Origin of the sequence: Streptomyces sp. NPDC051104, assembly GCF_040682835.1 — a bacterium.
GTDB classification, from domain to species: domain Bacteria; phylum Actinomycetota; class Actinomycetes; order Streptomycetales; family Streptomycetaceae; genus Streptomyces; species Streptomyces cynarae.
Genome location: NZ_JBFBBS010000005.1, coordinates 63,054 through 79,556 on the forward strand (window position 1 = coordinate 63,054; position 16,503 = coordinate 79,556).

The 16,503-nt window shown below is 71.9% G+C and carries 12 protein-coding genes, 2 tRNA genes and 1 pseudogene; 4 read left to right on the top strand and 11 right to left on the bottom strand.

All coding sequences use genetic code 11. The features are described 5' to 3' along the window. The 4 genes from AB0N14_RS10100 to AB0N14_RS10115 form a co-directional block, all read right to left on the bottom strand. Positions 1–1,665: a HAMP domain-containing sensor histidine kinase gene (locus AB0N14_RS10100; protein WP_366025202.1), complete on the bottom strand. Its 1,665-nt coding sequence runs from the start codon at positions 1,663–1,665 to the stop codon at positions 1–3. Continuing rightward, the gene (locus tag AB0N14_RS10105) at positions 1,662–2,402 is read right to left on the bottom strand and encodes a response regulator transcription factor (RefSeq protein ID WP_366025203.1); all 741 of its coding nucleotides are present in this window, start codon (positions 2,400–2,402) and stop codon (positions 1,662–1,664) included. Before AB0N14_RS10105 ends, AB0N14_RS10100 begins: the two co-directional genes overlap by 4 nt. A gap of 170 nt (positions 2,403–2,572) precedes the next feature. Further along, positions 2,573–2,929, bottom strand: a complete 357-nt coding sequence (locus tag AB0N14_RS10110) for an antibiotic biosynthesis monooxygenase (RefSeq protein WP_366025204.1) — start codon at positions 2,927–2,929, stop codon at positions 2,573–2,575. A 163-nt stretch (positions 2,930–3,092) separates the two neighbouring features. After that, positions 3,093–3,959, bottom strand: coding sequence for a DUF2797 domain-containing protein (locus tag AB0N14_RS10115; RefSeq protein WP_366025206.1), 867 nt, complete (start codon positions 3,957–3,959; stop codon positions 3,093–3,095). An 870-nt stretch (positions 3,960–4,829) separates the two neighbouring features. Between AB0N14_RS10115 and AB0N14_RS10120 the strand changes: the two genes are divergently transcribed. Then, on the top strand, positions 4,830–5,312 hold the full coding sequence (locus AB0N14_RS10120) for a hypothetical protein (protein WP_366025207.1): 483 nt from the start codon (positions 4,830–4,832) through the stop codon (positions 5,310–5,312). 379 nt (positions 5,313–5,691) lie between these two features. Here AB0N14_RS10120 and AB0N14_RS10125 read toward each other — a convergent pair whose 3' ends face one another. After that, positions 5,692–6,378 (bottom strand): SDR family oxidoreductase, encoded by a 687-nt coding sequence (locus AB0N14_RS10125; RefSeq protein WP_366025208.1) that lies wholly within the window; start codon positions 6,376–6,378, stop codon positions 5,692–5,694. Between the two features lie 596 nt (positions 6,379–6,974). Beyond that, positions 6,975–7,226, bottom strand: coding sequence for a hypothetical protein (locus AB0N14_RS10130; RefSeq protein WP_366025405.1), 252 nt, complete (start codon positions 7,224–7,226; stop codon positions 6,975–6,977). Between AB0N14_RS10130 and AB0N14_RS10135 the strand changes: the two are divergent. Continuing rightward, positions 7,225–7,571 (top strand): annotated as a pseudogene (locus AB0N14_RS10135) (replication initiator); the annotation flags it as partial. The gene AB0N14_RS10130 and the pseudogene AB0N14_RS10135 sit on opposite strands and share 2 nt — an antisense overlap. A gap of 45 nt (positions 7,572–7,616) precedes the next feature. Here AB0N14_RS10135 and AB0N14_RS10140 read toward each other — a convergent pair. Both AB0N14_RS10140 and AB0N14_RS10145 read right to left on the bottom strand, forming a co-directional pair. Further along, positions 7,617–7,689, bottom strand: a tRNA-Arg gene (locus AB0N14_RS10140). A gap of 250 nt (positions 7,690–7,939) precedes the next feature. Further along, positions 7,940–8,030 (bottom strand) — tRNA-Ser (locus AB0N14_RS10145). Between the two features lie 253 nt (positions 8,031–8,283). Between AB0N14_RS10145 and AB0N14_RS10150 the strand changes: the two genes are divergently transcribed. Together AB0N14_RS10150 and AB0N14_RS10155 are read left to right on the top strand one after the other, a co-directional pair. Beyond that, on the top strand, positions 8,284–8,721 hold the full coding sequence (locus AB0N14_RS10150; RefSeq protein ID WP_366025209.1) for an SSI family serine proteinase inhibitor: 438 nt from the start codon (positions 8,284–8,286) through the stop codon (positions 8,719–8,721). A 200-nt stretch (positions 8,722–8,921) separates the two neighbouring features. After that, on the top strand, positions 8,922–13,289 hold the full coding sequence (locus AB0N14_RS10155; RefSeq protein ID WP_366025210.1) for a PAS domain-containing protein: 4,368 nt from the start codon (positions 8,922–8,924) through the stop codon (positions 13,287–13,289). Between the two features lie 73 nt (positions 13,290–13,362). On the opposite strand, the gene AB0N14_RS10160 is transcribed toward AB0N14_RS10155, so the two are convergent. The 3 genes from AB0N14_RS10160 to AB0N14_RS10170 form a co-directional block, all read right to left on the bottom strand. After that, positions 13,363–15,018 (bottom strand): long-chain fatty acid--CoA ligase, encoded by a 1,656-nt coding sequence (locus AB0N14_RS10160; protein WP_366025211.1) that lies wholly within the window; start codon positions 15,016–15,018, stop codon positions 13,363–13,365. 250 nt (positions 15,019–15,268) lie between these two features. Next, complete coding sequence (locus tag AB0N14_RS10165) at positions 15,269–15,823, bottom strand: SigE family RNA polymerase sigma factor (protein ID WP_263230842.1); 555 nt, start codon at positions 15,821–15,823, stop codon at positions 15,269–15,271. 222 nt (positions 15,824–16,045) lie between these two features. After that, positions 16,046–16,348, bottom strand: coding sequence for a MaoC family dehydratase N-terminal domain-containing protein (locus tag AB0N14_RS10170; protein ID WP_366025212.1), 303 nt, complete (start codon positions 16,346–16,348; stop codon positions 16,046–16,048). Positions 16,349–16,503: the final 155 nt, after the last annotated feature.

The window sequence follows — 16,503 nt, forward strand, 5'->3', positions numbered from 1 at the left end:
TCAAGCGCCCTGTTGCACCCGTGTGGTGGCGCTGTGCTGTGCCTGTGAGTGCTGTTGCCAGGCCGTTTCGGGGGCCGGCGAGGGCACGCGCGGGGCCGGCGCCGGCAGATGCACGGTGAACACCGTGTGCCCGGGAACGCTGTCGACGGTGACGGCGCCGCCGTGCGCGGTCGCCACGGCCTGCACGATGGCGAGCCCGAGCCCGGTGGAACCGGTGGCCCGGGAGCGCGCCGAGTCACCGCGCGCGAACCGCTCGAAGACGTGCGGCAGCAGATCGGGCGGGATGCCCTGCCCGTCGTCCTGGACGTCCACGCACAGCCACGGTCCGCGCCGCTGCACGCGTGCGGTGACGGTCGTACCGGGCGGGGTGTGGGTCCGGGCGTTGGCGAGCAGGTTGACGAGCACCTGTTGCAGCCGTGCGGCATCCGCCGACACGAGCGCGGGCTCGTCGGGCAGTTCGAGCCGCCAGTTGTGGTCGGGGCCCGCGGCGCGCGCGTCGCTGATGGTGTCCACGACGAGCGGGACGAGGTCGGTCCGCTCGAACTGGAGCGGGCGGCCGGCGTCGAGCCGGGCGAGCAGCAGCAGGTCCTCGACGAGGAGGGTCATGCGCCCGGCCTCGGACTCGATCCGTCCGAGGGCGTGCCGGGTGTCGGGGCCCTGCTCCTCGCGGCCCCGTCTGGTCAGCTCGGCGTACCCGCGGATGGAGGCGAGCGGGGTGCGCAGCTCGTGACTGGCGTCCGCGACGAACTGCCGTACCCGCGTCTCGCTCTGCTGCCGTGCGTGCAGGGCGCCGTGGACGTGGTCGAGCATGCGGTTGAGGGCGGCCCCGACCTGCCCGACCTCGGTGTGCGGATCGGTCTCGGACTCCGGGACCCGCTCGTTGAGGGTCACCTCACCGGTGTGCAGCCTGAGTTCGGAGACGCGGGTGGCGGTCGCGGCGACCTTGCGCAGGGGCCGCAGGGCGATCCCCACGAGCACGGAACCGGCGATACCGGCGGCGACCAGGCCTGCGGCGGTGACGCTGACCTCGACGATGATGAGGGTGTTGATGGTGTTGGTGACGCCCCCGGTGGGCAGGGCGAAGTAGAAGCTCCCGTGGGCGCCGGTGACGTACTTGGCGCGGTAGTCCCCGAGCCCCGCGAGCGTGACGGTGTGCACCTTGCCGTCACGGGGGACGGAGCCGAGCGCGGAGGTCTGCGCCCGGGTCAAATCGACGGCCTTCATCCGCTCGAAGCCGGAGCTGCTGGAGGAGACCTCCCTCTTGATGACCGCCCTGGTGACGGCACCGGTGGAGTCCGTCTGGGCAGCGACGGTGTCGGGTTGCGCCGGTCCCCTGGTGATGAAGTCGTCCAACCTGTCCTGCGTCGTCGCGGTGCCGGAGGAGTTCCCCGACGCATCGCCGTTCAGGTTGCCCGGGCCGCCCGGGTGACCGTTCCCGAGGCCGGACAGGCTCCCCCGGGGCGGACCCGAGACTCCCTTGCCGACATCGGCCACCTGCCCGTCCAGCTCCCCGTACAGGTGCTGCCCCAGCGCGATGGTCGTCACGGTGCCGATCACGGCGCACACCACGGCGATCAGACTGACCGCCGAGACGACGAGCCGGGTCCGCAGCGTGCGCGGCTGTCGTCCTCGCCTCTGCGTCCGCGGCCGTCGTCGCCTGCTCATGACGCCGCGGGCTTGATCATGTAGCCGGCGCCGCGCCGGGTGTGGATCATCGGCTCCCGGCCCGCGTCGATCTTCCTGCGCAAGTACGAGATGTAGAGTTCCACGACGTTGGCCTGGCCGCCGAAGTCGTACGACCACACGCGGTCGAGGATCTGCGCCTTGCTGAGCACGCGCCGCGGGTTGCGCATCAGGAAACGCAACAGCTCGAACTCGGTGGCGGTGAGGTGGATGTTCTCCCCGCCCCGGAACACCTCGTGGCTGTCCTCGTCGAGCATGAGGTCCCCGACGACCAGCACGGAGTCGGAGCGGCGGTCGGCGGCACCGGACCGCCGTATCAGCCCGCGCAGCCGGGCCACGACCTCTTCCAGGCTGAACGGCTTGGTGACGTAGTCGTCGCCACCGGCCGTCAGTCCCGCGATCCGGTCCTCGACGGCGTCCTTGGCGGTGAGGAACAGAACCGGCACGTCGGGCAGTTCGCGCCGCAGTCGGCCGAGGACGGTCAGGCCGTCCATGTCCGGGAGCATCATGTCGAGCACGACGGCGTCGGGCCGAAAGTCACGCGCGGTCTGAATCGCGCCCTGTCCGTCACCCGCGCTGCGGATCTGCCAGCCTTCGTAACGAAGGGCCATGGACAGCAGTTCGGTGATCGACAGCTCGTCGTCCACCACCAGCACTCGGACGGGGCTCCCGTCCGGCCTCAGCAGTTCGGTGCGCCCCTGGGGCGAGGTCGTGGTCATGGTGGACACCTTGTCGGGGTCCTCTGAGAGCGCCCTTTCACGAATCTGTGATTTTCCTGAGAACCACACAGGCACCTCTCAGGGAACTTCTGGGAGGATCCCTTGACCCGGGATCAGAAGGCCAACGGCCAACGGCCAACGTACGACGGCCAGACGGCGACCCGTCCCGCTCACTCACGCGCCGGATCCCGCTCGAACGCATGGCTGCGCTCGACCTTGGCGACGTGCACGGTGTACGCCTCGTACCACTGGGCGCGCCCGCGCTTCTGGGCGGCGCGGTGCTCCAGGTCGCTCCGCCACTCCTCGATGGCGGCCAGGTCCCGGAAGTACCCGACCGTGATCGACAGTCCGCCCGGCGTCCGGGCATGGTCCATCCCGAGGAACCCGGGGACCTCTCGGACCAGCTCCTCCAACCGCTCGGAGGTCTCTCCGTACCCGTCGTCGTCCTCGGTCCGCACGGAGGTGAAGACGACGGCGTAGTAGGGGGGTTCATGGGCGGCGACAGGCGCAACGCGGTAATCGCTCATGTCGCCACGATCGGTCACGGCGGCATGGACGTCCAGCCCCTTTCCGAACGGGATCCGAACCGGGACCCGAACAGAACCCGAACCGGGACCCGAACAGGACCCGAGCTGGATCCGAGCGCGGACCAAGAGTGGGGCCGGCTGTCGGCCGACAAGGGAGCGGCTGTCAGAACAGCCCGTCCTGCACCCCCGTCTCCCCCACCTCCCGCACCGGCACGGTCACCTCGTCCCGCTCGGCGCCCGTCAGCTCCCACCCCGTCATCAGTCGCGTGTCCAGCACCAGGACCCCGCGCCCGGTGGCGAGGTGGAGATCAGGCCCGGCGGCCGCCAGAACCCCACCGCTCACCCCTCCGCCCGTCACGAGCTCGCTCACCACACCGTCCATCGGGGGCAGCCCCTCCAGCCCGAACGCCCCGCCGTGGTCGACGGCCAGGAACGGCGCCCGCTCCAGCGACTCCGGCCAGCCGTCGAGCGACACCGCTCGCGCGTGCAGCTCCGCCAGCTCCGCGACCCGCTCCCCGGCCGGCGGCAACGCGGCCCGCACCGCCCGCTTGTCGGCGTACGGGATCCGGTCGGGCACCCGGAGGGCGGCCCGCAGCAGCTCCTCCGCGCGCCGCGCCGCCATCAGCGGCCCGCACCCCAGCCAGCTGAAACAGACGGCACCCTGCTCCAGCAACCGCGCGGAGCCCCGCTCGGCCGCGGTGATCCCGACCTTGACCATGCCGGGCCCGAACCAGGCGAGATAGACGCGGTACGGCCGCGGATCGTCGGCGAAGGTGTCAGCGGCGACGGAATGGGCCCGGTCGAGGCGGGCGCACTCCTCGCAGCGCCCGCCCGTACTCCGCCCGGGCACAACGGCCCGCGCCGCACACCCATGCCCCCGTGCCCCCACACACCGGCGCACATCCCCCGCGACCACCGCGAAGGCCACCCGCTTCCCCCGCTCCAGCGCACTGCGCCGCCCCCCTTCCCACGCCAGCACGGGCCCGCCCTCACCCCACCGCAGCCCCGCGCATCTCCACACCTGAGTCATCACTGCCGAGAGTAGGCGCCACCACTGACAACGCGACCAGAAGGATCACGGCGCGTACGCGGCCCCCGATCGCCGCCCGTGCCGCATCGCCGCGTCCTACCGTCCCGGGCCCTCCGGACCCCCCGGCACCGCTTCCGTCCTCCGGGCAGCCACGAGAACGGCCAAAGTGGTGCGCGCCTCGCGCCTCACCACCTCACGACGCGCGAACGTCGCGGTCAAGGCGAGAACCGAGGCCGTCACCGCATAGAGGGCGACACCAACCGCAGACAGAAGCCCGACGATCACCGGGCACGCACCTTTCTCCCCCCGCTCGGGTAACCCGGCCCTCGGGACCGGGGTGCGTTCTGCGTTCCCAGCATACGAGGACTGTCAACGGCCCCTATTGCACCGGGACTTGGGGCTTGGGATGTCCGGCCGGGAGAAGCACCGGGCCTCGGAGTGATCCGGGCCCAGGTGATCGCTGAGCGTGGGCGTGAGAGCTGGACGAGGTGCTGCTGGGGGGAGGCCGAGGTTCGGCCGGGCCGAGCTACGACGCGGGATGCGTGACTACAGCACGTCATCAATCGATTACGCAAGGTGTTCGCTCAGGTCGACAGCGAGGTGGGGCTGCGAGAGCATGGACGGGACCGAAAGGCCGGTCCCCACTGGTGGGGCACGGCCGTCATCGGATACGGAGTCCATGCGCAGGAAGCCGTCCGGGAGTTCTCCCGGCCTCACGGCTCCGGACGGTGAGACCGCGCTGTTCGGGCGTGGAACCCCAGCACTCATTCGCGCCCGTCCCCGTGTGTTCGAACCTCCCACACCCGCACGTGGTTCCGTATGCCCCAAAGGGAAGGCAGAACAGTGAACTCACGTTCTCGTCTCGCAGCGTTGGCCCCCCTCGCCCTCTCCTCACTGGCACTCGGCTCGCTGTCCCTCATGGCCGCGCCCGCCCAGGCAGCGACGCCCAAGGCCACGTGTCATGTGACACAAGACGTCCAGAAACCCGAGCGGTTCAACGTCGTCGGGACGGGACTCACACCGGGAGCGGACGTCAGCATCAGCCAGGGAGGTGCCACAGCCTTCTTCAGGGCTTCGGCCGACGGCGGGCTCTCGGGCACGCTCACGGTTTCGCAGAAGGGCGGACCCGTCAGCATGCAGGAGGAGGGCGGACGCAAGCTCTCCTGCGGCTCGGTCAAGCAGGCCGAGGAGCAGCAGACCCAGGACCAGTTCGCCAAGGGCTACAAGGACGGCTTCAACCTCGCCAAGGCGACCTGCAAGGCTCAGGCACCGCAGGGCGTCACCGCAGTGGACCCCAACTACGAGAAGGGCTTCAACGCAGGGGCGGCCGCAGCGATCGCCAAGTTCTGCTAGCAGGCCCACGAGAGCCGGCCACACATCCGACGCCCGTCGGCGTCGCAGCCCCTGAGTGAGCCGGTGAGGAGTCGGCCGGTGGTGCGCCGGACACCGCGCGAGACGCGACGGGCGCACCACCGGCCCGACCTCAGGCTCGGCGAGCCGGACGAGGAATCGGGGGCGACGCGGAGTCGGACGCCGACGGCTGAGACCCGGTTCCGACTGCGCTGATGTCATCGGCTGACGTCAGAAGCCCTCTGGGATGATCCCAGAGGGCTTCTGCTCTCCCGTCCAGAACCTTCCCTCCAAGCGCGCGTTGCTCGGCGTCGGGTGACCTCATACGGCCCGGGGCCTTTTGCGTCCGGCTTCTACACCTCATCGGGGTAGGGCAGTCGTGTCACGTGACGCGCAGTCCTCCGTCGACGAACAAGTCCTGGGCGTTGACGCCGGTGTTGCGGAGGAGGAAGTCGGTGGCGTCAGCGACCTCCGCCATCGTCACCAAGCGACCAATGGGGGTACGCGGTACGTGGGGGTGGTCGGGCACGTCGCGCCACCTCGGACTGTCACCCACCACGCCCGGATGGATCGCGTTGACACGATGAGGCGCGATCTCCACGGCGAGAGTCTTCACCAGTCCGGTGACACCCGAGTTGATGGCGGTCACGATGGTGGAGCCGGGGTAGGGGCGCTCTTTGGCCAGGCCGCCGAAGAGGACGACCGACGCGCCGGGGGTGAACCGGTCGCGCAGGACGCGCACGGTCTCCGTATAACCAACCAGCTTGATGGTCACGGCCTCCACGGCCTTGGCGATGTCGAAGTCCGCGAGGGCGTTGAAACCCTCTGAGACGCCGGTGATGACCAGGTTGTCGACGTCCCCTACATCGACGAGCGCTCCGCCGATGGTCTCCGGCCGCGACAGGTCAACGGCCAGACCCCGGACCTTGTCGGCGATGTGGGCGGCCACGGTATCGGCGCGTTCCCTGGTGCGGCTGGTGATGATGACGTTGTCGCCGCGGTTGGCGTATCGCTGTGCCAGAACGCGTCCCAGCGCGCCGCTTCCTCCGACGATGATCGAGGTGGTCACGGTCCACGAGTCCCTTCAGGGGATATGCAGCCAATGAGATATCTTGTGCGGCCAGACGTTGGACGGTGCGGGCGCCACCGGACTGGTCACTCGCACGGCCCAGCAGCCGTCCCGCCGACGGTCGCCCCGTGCATACGGACGGGCGACATGACCAGGCAGCGACATTCCGTTCAGCTGGACAACGGCAGACCGTTGATGAGCACTTCAGCCCCCGGTGCTCGATGGGGCTGGGGTCGGCTGGTCAGTCGGGTGTCTGAGGTTGGGCAGGGTCGGCCATGGTCGCGGAGGTTGCTGTGCTTCGATCCCGGCGGGCGGTCACGGTCCGACCGCGTCGGCGAGCAGGTTTACCTGCTCCAGTCCGCCGCCGTGGGGGAAGAGGATGAGTTCGTCGCAGCCCGCCTCGGCGTAGGCAGCGGCCTCGCGAGCAAATGCTTCGGGTGTGGCGAGACCGGCATCGACGCTTTCGTGGGTGCAGGTGCCGGAGGTTTAGTGGTTCGCGAGGCGGTGGTGCAGGCGTTGTTCTGCGTTCGGGCCCAGCGAGAAGCGGCGGGCGCCGCGGCAGGCCTGGGCTGTGGCAGCCAGGCGCGGACCGTTGATCAGGGTTGTCCGGAGTCGCTGGAGCGTCCTCCGGTGGACTGGTTCCAGACACGTCGGTTGCTCATCTCGGAGATGTAGTCGACGTGTGCCTGCAGCGGCCAGGAGAGCTGCTTCCAGTCGCCGATGACGTACGTCATGTTGTAGGGGCCTTCGGCCGGGGTGGTCAGGTATGTGGGCGCCACCTGCTTGTAGTAGGCCTCGACGGCCTCGGGGAGTTTGTCGGCGCTGTCGGTGAGCAGTACTGGGGACATCCGCGCGGCTGCCGCGCACTCGTACAGCAGCGTGAGCGTGCCCGCTGCTGGGGACCAACCGGCTCGCACCTTCCAGTGGGGCCGACAGCTCGACATCCGCCCCGTGAAGGCGTTCGGTGACGGCTCGGACATCACCGAACAGGCCGTGGCTTCCTACGCGGCCAAGCACGCCACCAAAGCGGCGGAGAACACCGGCACCCTGGACCGCCGCATCGGCGAACTCGCCGAACTCGACCGCCACGGCGTCCCGACCACGCCCGGCGTCTGATCACCGCATGCCGTGACCTCGATGAGCTGTACCCCGACCGGCGTCTGTGGGCGTGGGATCACATGCTGGGATTCCGCTTAAACGCAAGAGGCCCCGGATCGCTCCGGGGCCCCTCACCTGTGCGCACTCGGCAGGATTCGAACCTGCAACCTTCTGATCCGTAGTCAGATGCTCTATCCGTTAAGCTACGAGTGCTTGTTCTGTTTTCGTCTCCGCTCCCGGCCCTTCCAGCCCGCTCGCGGCGACAGGAAGAACATTACATGACTGCCGCCGCCATGTGAAATCCGTTTGCCCTACCCCTTGTGACCTGCGGAAACGCCCTGCCGGGTGGATCCCGGGGCGGCTCCGGGGACGGGGCGGGGAGCGGGGCGGGAGCGGCTCCCGGCGCCTGCCCCGGAAACAGCGAAGCCCCGGTCGCGGGGACCGGGGCTTCGGTGATCGAGCGCGGAGGCGGAGGGATTTGAACCCTCGATGGGCTTTAAGGCCCAAACCGCATTAGCAGTGCGGCGCCATAGACCGGACTAGGCGACGCCTCCAGCACAACCGCTCACGCGCGAGCGCGAGTGGTGCGTGCAGATGATGACACAGCCAAGCGGGGTGTCACCAATCGGCTCCCACGGTACTAGGCGGAAAGCCCGCAGGGCAAAGCACTGGGCTGCAACGGGCCCCATTGGGTCGTATCGCCCACCACCAGTGCCCATGGACGTCGCCGATTCCCCGGACGTGACCCTTCGCGGCATTCGCCGGCACACTCCGCAACCGCTCCGCTCCGCTGCCGTTAGGCAGTGCATGGACCACTTCCGCCTTCGCCGCCGCCCTCTCCTCCTCGGGGCCCTCGCGCTTCTCCCTCTCACCGCCGCGGCCGGTCCCGCGCACGCGCACGGTCAGCGCCCGGCCCCTCACGGTGACCGGCTCCTCGTCACCGTCCGCCATACCGGGGGCGCCGACGGGGCCTACGTGCTGCGGTGCCATCCGGCAGGCGGCACCCACCCCGCCGCCGGCCGCGCGTGCGCCGTGCTCGAGCGGCGGACCGTCTGGGGGCGGGACCCCTTCGCCCCGGTGCCGCCGGACAGGCACTGCACCTTGCAGTACGGCGGGCCCGCCACCGCGCACGTCAGCGGAAGGTGGGCCGGGCGGCCGGTCGACGCGTGGTTCGACCGCGGGGACGGGTGCCGGATCGCCCGCTGGGACGCGCTGATGCCGCTCCTGCCGAACGTTCGTTCGTAGCGAGCGACGGTGCCGGACCCCCCGCGCACGGCTACCTGCGCGGTCACAGGTTCTGCGTCACTTCCGCGTGCGACCTCCCTCTCATCCGGCGCCGCGGGCGCCAGGACTGCCCGTAGACTCCCTCGCGTGACACGCTGCGGGCCGGTTGGCAAGATGGCCCTCGCGGTCAGCAAGGTGCGGTAACAGGGAGGAAGCGTCTCGTGAGCAGCAGGCCATCCCGAGGGGCTGCTCGCCTCGCTGCCATACTGGACGCGCTCCCCGACGCATTGGTGCTGGTCAACGCCAACGGCACGGTCGTCAATGCCAACACCATCGCCCTGGAGACCTTCGAGACACCCGGGACCGCGCTCGTCGGGCGCGGGCTGCTCGATCTGCTGCCGCAGTTCGACTCGCGGCTGATCCCCGGCTCCATGCGGCGCCCCGACTCCCTCGACCCGCGCGGACAGACCAAGCCCACCCGGATGATCGCCCGGCGCACGGACGGCAGCGAGTTCCCCGTCGAGGTCACGAGCGCCAACCTGGAGGACGGCCGGCAGGCCTACGACGGCTACGGCTACACCGGCGACGAACTGCTGATGCTGGTCGTCCGCGACCTGTCCGGCACCGTCGACACCGAGGCCGAACTCGCCCGCTCGCAGCGGCAGACCGAGATGATCCTGCGTGCCGCGGCCGAGGGCGTGGTGGGCACGGACACCGACGGGCGGATCGTGCTCGTCAACCCGGCCGCCGCCCAGATCCTCGGCTACCGGGCCAGCGACCTCGGCGGCAAGGAGCTGCACACCCTCGTCCTGCACTCCCGCGACGACGGCTCCCCCTTCCCGTACACGGAGTCGCCGCTGTACGACACCCTGCGCTCCGGGCGCAAGCACCGGGTGCGGGGGCAGGTGCTGTGGTCGAAGCCCGGGGACAAGGTGCCGGTCGACCTGACGACCTCGCCGGTGCGCGACGGCGACCAGATCGTCGGCGCCGTGATGACGTTCACCGACCGGCGGCCGTTCGACACGCTCGTCGCGGAGAAGGACGAGGCCGCCAAGCAGCACCGGGAGGAGCTGGAGCGCGTCGCCAAGGAGCACCGGGAGGAGCTGGAGCGGCTGCGCGAGGAGCATGCCGCCGAGCTCGCCGAGCTGCGGGAGCGGCACGCGGAGGAGATCGCGGCCGGCGAGGAGCGCTACGCCGCCCTCGGCGAGCGCGAGAAGGACCGCTACGAGGCGCTGACCGCCCGGCACGACCAACTGCTCGCGGTGCTCGGCCAGTCGCTGCGCGGCCCCCTCGACGAACTGCGCGGTGAGCTGTCCAAGCTCGCCGCTGACGACGCCGGTCAGCTGTGGCCGGAGGCCAACCAGGTGCTCCACCACCTCGCGGCCGGTTACTCGCGCATCACCACACTCATCGACAACGTCCTCGGCTACCAGCGGCTCGACGCCGGCGACGACGACCTCGTACGGACGGCCGTCATGCTCGACGCGGTGGTCGCCGCCGGTGTCGACGGCGCCGTCGAACTGATCGGGCCCGGCCGGGTCCAGTTCGCGGTGCACGCTCCGCCCATCGAGGCCGAGGTCGACCCGCAGCGGCTCGCGCAGGCGCTGGCGCATCTGATCGCGGACGTGGCGGGTGTCGACTCCACGGGCAACGCCCCGGTCTCCGCGGGCGGTTACATGGACAACACCGTCGTCGTGGCGGCCGCGCAGCGCGGCGAGGTCGTACGGATCGAGGTGCGCGGCCCGTACACCGGGGGAGACCCGGTGCACCAGCCGATCGTCGGCGGCATCGTGCGCGCGCACGGCGGTGTGCTGCAGACTCACGAGGTACCGGGCATGAGCGGCAGCGCGTACGTGCTCGAAGTGCCGCTCGGCGGCGGCGCGGGCGCGCTCGCGGCGGCCCCGGCGGAGCCCGCGGCCGAGACCCCGGCGGAGGGGCCCGGGACCGAGATCGCGCTGCCCGAGCAGGGTGAGCAGCAGGGCGGTCGGCGGCGCGCTCGCCGACCGTCCGTGGACGCGTTCCTGGAGAGCGAGGTCGGCGACTCCACGCCCGCCCCGTCCGACACGGCCGTGGCGCCCACCGGGCGGCGTCGGCGACGTGCGGCGCAGGAACCCGCCGTCGAAGCGGTGCCGGCGCAGGCGACCGGCGGCGACGGTGCCGAAGCCGCCGGCGGTACGGGACGCCGGCGCGGTCGGCCGAACCTCGCCGAGGGTGTGGCCGAGGGCTCGGTGGTGACCGCCGCCGAGCACGCCGCGGGAGCCCCCGCCGCGGCCACCGGACTCGGCGGAACCGTGCCGCCGCAGGGCGTGCCCGCGCCCTCGGGCCGCCGGGCCCGCCGGGACACCGAGCAGCAGGCGCTGCCGCCCGCGCTGCCCGCCACCTCCGGTACGCCGTCCCCCGGCGAAGCACCCGCGCCCACCGGACGCCGCCGGCGTGCCCTGGCTGCCGCGAACGAGCGTGCCGCCGCCGCGGAAGCCGCTCCCCGCACGGTGTTCGCGCTGCCGCCCGCCGAGGCGGACCGCACGCCGGAGCAGAGCACGGCCGCTGCCGTCCCCGCCGACGAGGGCCGCCATGACGCCGTGCCGCACGACGCCGCCGAAGAGCACACGCCGCCGCAGCCGCACCCGGTGTCCGCGCCCACAGGCCGCCGCCGCGCCCGCCCGGCCACCGAGCCCGGGCAGCCGCAGCCGGCCCCGGACGGCGCCTCCGCCACCGGGACACCGCCTCAGGGCGTGCCCGCGCAGATGACGCCCGGCGCCCCTGCCGAAGGCGCTCCCGGGCAGCGGGGCCCGCAGCCCGTTCCGGCGCAGGGAGCACCGACCGCTCCGGCCGCGCGGGGCGGACCGGCGCTGCCCGGCGGGCCGCTGCCGGCCCAGGCGGCGCCCGGTCAGCCGGTCCCGGCCCAGCCCGGCCCCGCCGTCCAGCCGGTGCGCATGGCCCCGGGCCGACCGGTGGTGGCCCCGGGGCAGCCCATGGCCCCGGCTCAGCCGGTCCCCGCCGCCATGCCCGCCCAGCCGGTCGCGGGCCAGCCGGGCCGGCCCCCCGTCGCACCCCGGCCCGCGGCGCAGCCACGGCCCCAGCCCGGCCCGCAGGCGACGCCGGCAGCTGCGCCCACGGCAGCCGCCCCGACCGCCGGCGCCCCGGTGCCTCCGCAGGCCGCCCACCAGCCGGCCCCCGGCATCCCGGTGCCCCCGCAGGCTTCCCGGCCCGCCCCGGGCACCGCCGTGCCCCCGCAGGTCTCCCAGCCCGCTCCCGGCACCCCGGTGCCCCCGCACCCGGCACAGCAGCAGCCCCAGCCCTGGCCCGGTTCCGGTGACACCGGCGTCGCCATGCCCGTACCGCAGGCGCCGGGGACCACCCCGTCCGCAGGCACGCCGCTGCCGCCGGAGCAGCAGCGCACGCCCCAGCCGCGCGCAGCCCAGCCGCTGCCCGCGGGGTCGGCCGCCCCCGCCGACTCCCACTCACAGGGCCGCGCGATCAGCGTGCGCACGCTCGGTCAGGGGGTGCCCTTCGCACGCCAGGCGACGCAGGCCGGGGTCCCGCCCCGCCCCACGGCGCCGACGCCTCCCCCGCACGCATCCAACGGTTCCGGCCGCCGCCGCAAGCTCGGCACGCCTCCCGAGCCGGCCGGTGAGCGCCCGGAGGCGACCGCCCGCCCGCACTCGCAGCCCGTCTCGGCTCCGATCCCGCCCCAGCCGTCCCTGGCCGGGCAGTCCCGCCTGGCCCCGGCCACCGAGGGCGCCGGACGGTCGTACGCCATAGGGGCCCCGGACGAGAACGCTGACGAAGGTCCCGAGCCGCTCGACGGTCCCGGCGGTGCCGTGGAGGTCGCCGACCAGCCTCAGCTGCAGCCGATGGACGACGAGCTGCCCCCGGAGCCGCTCGACAACCCGCGCCGGCTGCTCGTGTGGCCCGCGCCGGACGTCACGACCCAGCAGGCGCTCAGCGACCGCGGCTACCGGCCCGTCGTCGTCAACTCCCGTGAGGAGGTCGACGCGCAGATCGCCGCGTTCCCGGCGGCGCTCTTCGTCGACCCGCTCACGGGCCCGATCACGCGCACCGCGCTTCAGTCGCTGCGCCAGGCCGCGGTGGCCGCGGAGGTCCCCGTCATGGTCACGGCGGGGCTCGGGCAGGCGACACGGGAGGCGGCGTACGGCGCCGACCCGGCCGTCCTGCTGAAGGCGCTCGCCCCGCGCGACTCCGAGCAGCACCCGCCGCGCGTGCTGCTCATCGAGGAGCACGCGGAGATCGCCCTCGCGCTCACGGCCACGCTGGAGCGGCGCGGTATGCAGGTCGCGCGGGCCGCGTCGGACGCGGACGCGGTCACCCTGGCGGCGCAGATGCGGCCGAACCTGGTGGTGATGGACCTGATGCAGGTGCACCGCCGCCAGGCCGGGGTCGTCGACTGGCTGCGCGCGAACAACCTGCTCAACCGCACCCCCCTGGTCGTCTACACCGCCGCCGTGGACCCCGCCGACCTGCCGCGGCTGGTCTCGGGCGAGACGGTCCTGTTCCTGGCGGAACGCTCGACCAGCACCGAAGTGCAGGACCGGATCGTGGATCTGTTGGCACGCATCGGTACCAACTGAGGTCGCTCAGGCCATAGTCGGCACAGGGCGCTGTTTCACGTGAAACAGCGCCCTGACCACCGTACGTCCGACGTCAGATCCGCGTGACGTCCAGCTCACCCTCCGCGTACTGCCGCCGCAGTACCTTCTTGTCGAACTTGCCGACGCTCGTCTTGGGTACCGCCTCGATGATCGTCCAGCGCTCGGGCAGCTGCCACTTGGCAATCCCGCGCTCATCGGCGAGGAAGGAGCGGAGGACTGCGAAGTCGGCCGTGGCGCCCTCCTTCAGCACCACGGTGGCCAGCGGCCGTTCGCCCCACTTCTCGTCCGGGACCGCGACGACGGCGGCCTCGGCGACGTCCGGGTGGGCCATCAGGGCGTTCTCCAGGTCCACCGACGAGATCCACTCGCCGCCGGACTTGATGACGTCCTTGGCACGGTCGGTGAGGGTGAGGAAGCCCTCGGGGCTGATGGTGCCGACATCACCGGTCTTGAGCCAGCCGTCCTCGCTGAACTTGTCGGCGGGGCGCAGGGGTTCGGCGTCCGGACCGTTGTAGTAGGCCCCCGCGATCCACGGGCCGCGCACCTCCAGTTCGCCCGCGGACTCGCCGTCCCAGGGGAGCCGCCGGCCGCCGGGGCCGGTGAGGCGGGCCTCGACCCCGGCGGGGAAGCGGCCCTGGGTGAGCCGGTAGGTGAACTCCTCGTCCGTGCCGACGGCGTGGGCGGGCGGCCGGGCCACCGTACCCAGCGGAGACGTCTCGGTCATGCCCCAGGCGTGGCAGACCCGCATGCCGAGCTTGTCGAAGGCCTCCATGAGGGAGGGCGGGCAGGCGGAGCCGCCGATGGTGACCTGGGTGAGGGAGGAGACGTCACGGGGCCTGGAGCTGAGCTCGGCGAGCAGGCCCTGCCAGATGGTGGGGACGGCGGCGGCGTGCGTTGGCCGCTCCTTCTCGATCATCTCGGCGAGGGGAGCGGGTTGCAGGAAGCGGTCCGGCATCAGCATGTTGACGCCGGTCATGAAGGTGGCGTGCGGCAGGCCCCAGGCGTTGACGTGGAACTGCGGGACCACGACGAGCGAGGTGTCCCGGTCGGTCAGCCCCATCGACTGGGCCATGTTGACCTGCATGGAGTGCAGGTAGATCGAGCGGTGGGAGTAGACGACTCCCTTCGGGTCGCCGGTGGTGCCGGAGGTGTAGCACATGGCGGCGGCCTGGCGTTCGTCGATCTCGGGCCAGTCGAACGTCGTGGGCTTGCCCGCGATCAGCTCCTCGTACTCGTGCACCTGGGCGCGTGCACCGTCGAGGAGGGAACGGTCACCGGGGCCCGACACGACGACGTGCTCGACCGTCGGCAGCTTCGGGAGCAGCGGCGCGAGCAGCGGGAGCAGCGAGCCGTTGACGATGATCACGCGGTCGGCGGCGTGGTTGGCGATCCACACCAGCTGCTCGGCGGGCAGGCGGAGGTTGAGCGTGTGCAGGACCGCGCCCATGGAGGGGATCGCGAAGTAGGCCTCGACATGCTCGGCGTTGTTCCACATGAGGGTCGCGACGCGGTCGTCGTCCCGGACGCCGAGGTCGTCGCGGAGAGCGGCTGCGAGCTGCACGGCGCGGATGCCCGCCTCGGCGAAGCTGCGGCGCTGCGGCTCGCCCTCGCCGGTCCAGGTGGTGATCCGGGACGTCCCGTGCACCAGCGCTCCATGCTCAAGGATGCGCGTGACGGTCAGCGGTACGTCCTGCATGGTGCTCAGCACGGAGTCCTCCCGGGCGTCATTGCCTACGCGGCAGTAGGGGGTCGCGCTGATTCTGCGCACATACCGATCGGTATGTCACTAGGCACCGGGATGATCGATCAAGACTGGGCATGGGGCATCGGCCACCCGCCACCGGCGATCGGCCATCGAAGCCACCGGCCATCGAAGCCACCGGCCATCGAAGCCACCGGCCACCCGCCACCGGCCACCCGCCACCGGCCACCGGCCACCGGCCACCGGCCACCGGCGCTCAGCGCACCGGTGCGAGTTCGGGATCCTCGCGGAGCTTGCCCAGGGCGCGGGACACCGCCGACTTCACCGTGCCGATGGAGACACCGAGCACCTCGGCCGTCTGGGCCTCGCTCAGGTCCTCGTAGTAGCGCAGGACGACCATCGCCCGCTGGCGTGCGGGCAGTTTCATGATCGCGCGCCACATGGCGTCGTGCAGCGCCTGCTCCTCGGCCGGGTCCGCGGCGGGCAGGCCCTCCGGCTCGGGCAGCTCGTCGCAGACGAACTCGTCCACCTTGCGCTTGCGCCACTGCGAGGTCCGCGTGTTCAGCAGCGCGCGGCGCACGTATCCGTCGAGCGCGCGGTGGTCCTCGATCCGGTCCCAGGCGACGTACGTCTTGGTCAGCGCGGTCTGCAGCAGGTCCTCCGCGTCGCTGGCGTTGGCGGTGAGCGACCGGGCGGTGCGCAGCAGCACCGGCTGACGGGCCTTCACATACGACGAGAACGACGGGAACGGAAGGGTCTGCCTCGCCGGCGTGGCGGCATCCGAAGCGCTGGTGCAGACGGGTGAGGTCATGGCTCCACGCTAGGATCGCGCCCCTTGCGGCGGATCGGCCCCAGGTCCCGAAGACGCCTCCCCCTCAGGTTGTAGGCGGGGGGCTGCCCCCACCTCCTGAAGGTGGACGAGCAGGCACGAACGCCTGAGGGTTCACCCCTGAGGGATGACTACGGGAGGAGCAGGCGAGCCTCGCGCGTACGGCAACCGTACCGGGGCGAACGGCCCGCCCGGCCCGCGCCGCTACCCCGTGCCGAGCTTCGTGCGCTTTTGGTCCGAGACCGACTCGATGACCGCGTCGAACGTGACCTCGTCACCGGGCCGCAGCGGCCGCAGGTAGTCCTGTTCGCAGTCGGTGGCGACGCCGGAGGTGCAACCCGCCTCGTCGAGCAGGGCCAACAGCTCGTCGTACACCTGTGTGCGCCCCGCGAGGCCGGAGAGGCCGCTCATCGTCCACACCTGGAACTTGGTGGGCGGGGCGATGGCGTCCGGGCCGGTGTACGCGGGGTTGGCGTCACCCAGCGCCTCGCACCAGTGCCGGATCATCGGCGCGTTGACCGGGTCCTTGCCGACGCCCGCGGTGACGGCCGGCCCTCGTACGCCTTCAGCCGCGCGGCGAAGTCCTCCTCGAGCCGCATCGTTGCGGGCCTCCCGGATCTCATGGCGCCTGGGTCCAAGAGCTTCTGACTGCCTGTCAGGTC

Bases quoted from the DNA above. Each gene is read 5' to 3' on its own strand.
- AB0N14_RS10100 (WP_366025202.1), bottom strand. From the start codon at position 1,665: ATGAGCAGGCGACGACGGCCGCGGACGCAGAGGCGAGGACGACAGCCG.
- AB0N14_RS10105 (WP_366025203.1), bottom strand. From the start codon at position 2,402: ATGACCACGACCTCGCCCCAGGGGCGCACCGAACTGCTGAGGCCGGAC.
- AB0N14_RS10110 (WP_366025204.1), bottom strand. From the start codon at position 2,929: ATGAGCGATTACCGCGTTGCGCCTGTCGCCGCCCATGAACCCCCCTAC.
- AB0N14_RS10115 (WP_366025206.1), bottom strand. From the start codon at position 3,959: ATGACTCAGGTGTGGAGATGCGCGGGGCTGCGGTGGGGTGAGGGCGGG.
- AB0N14_RS10130 (WP_366025405.1), bottom strand. From the start codon at position 7,226: ATGTCCCCAGTACTGCTCACCGACAGCGCCGACAAACTCCCCGAGGCC.
- AB0N14_RS10150 (WP_366025209.1), top strand. From the start codon at position 8,284: ATGGACCACTTCCGCCTTCGCCGCCGCCCTCTCCTCCTCGGGGCCCTC.
- AB0N14_RS10165 (WP_263230842.1), bottom strand. From the start codon at position 15,823: ATGACCTCACCCGTCTGCACCAGCGCTTCGGATGCCGCCACGCCGGCG.
- AB0N14_RS10170 (WP_366025212.1), bottom strand. From the start codon at position 16,348: ATGATCCGGCACTGGTGCGAGGCGCTGGGTGACGCCAACCCCGCGTAC.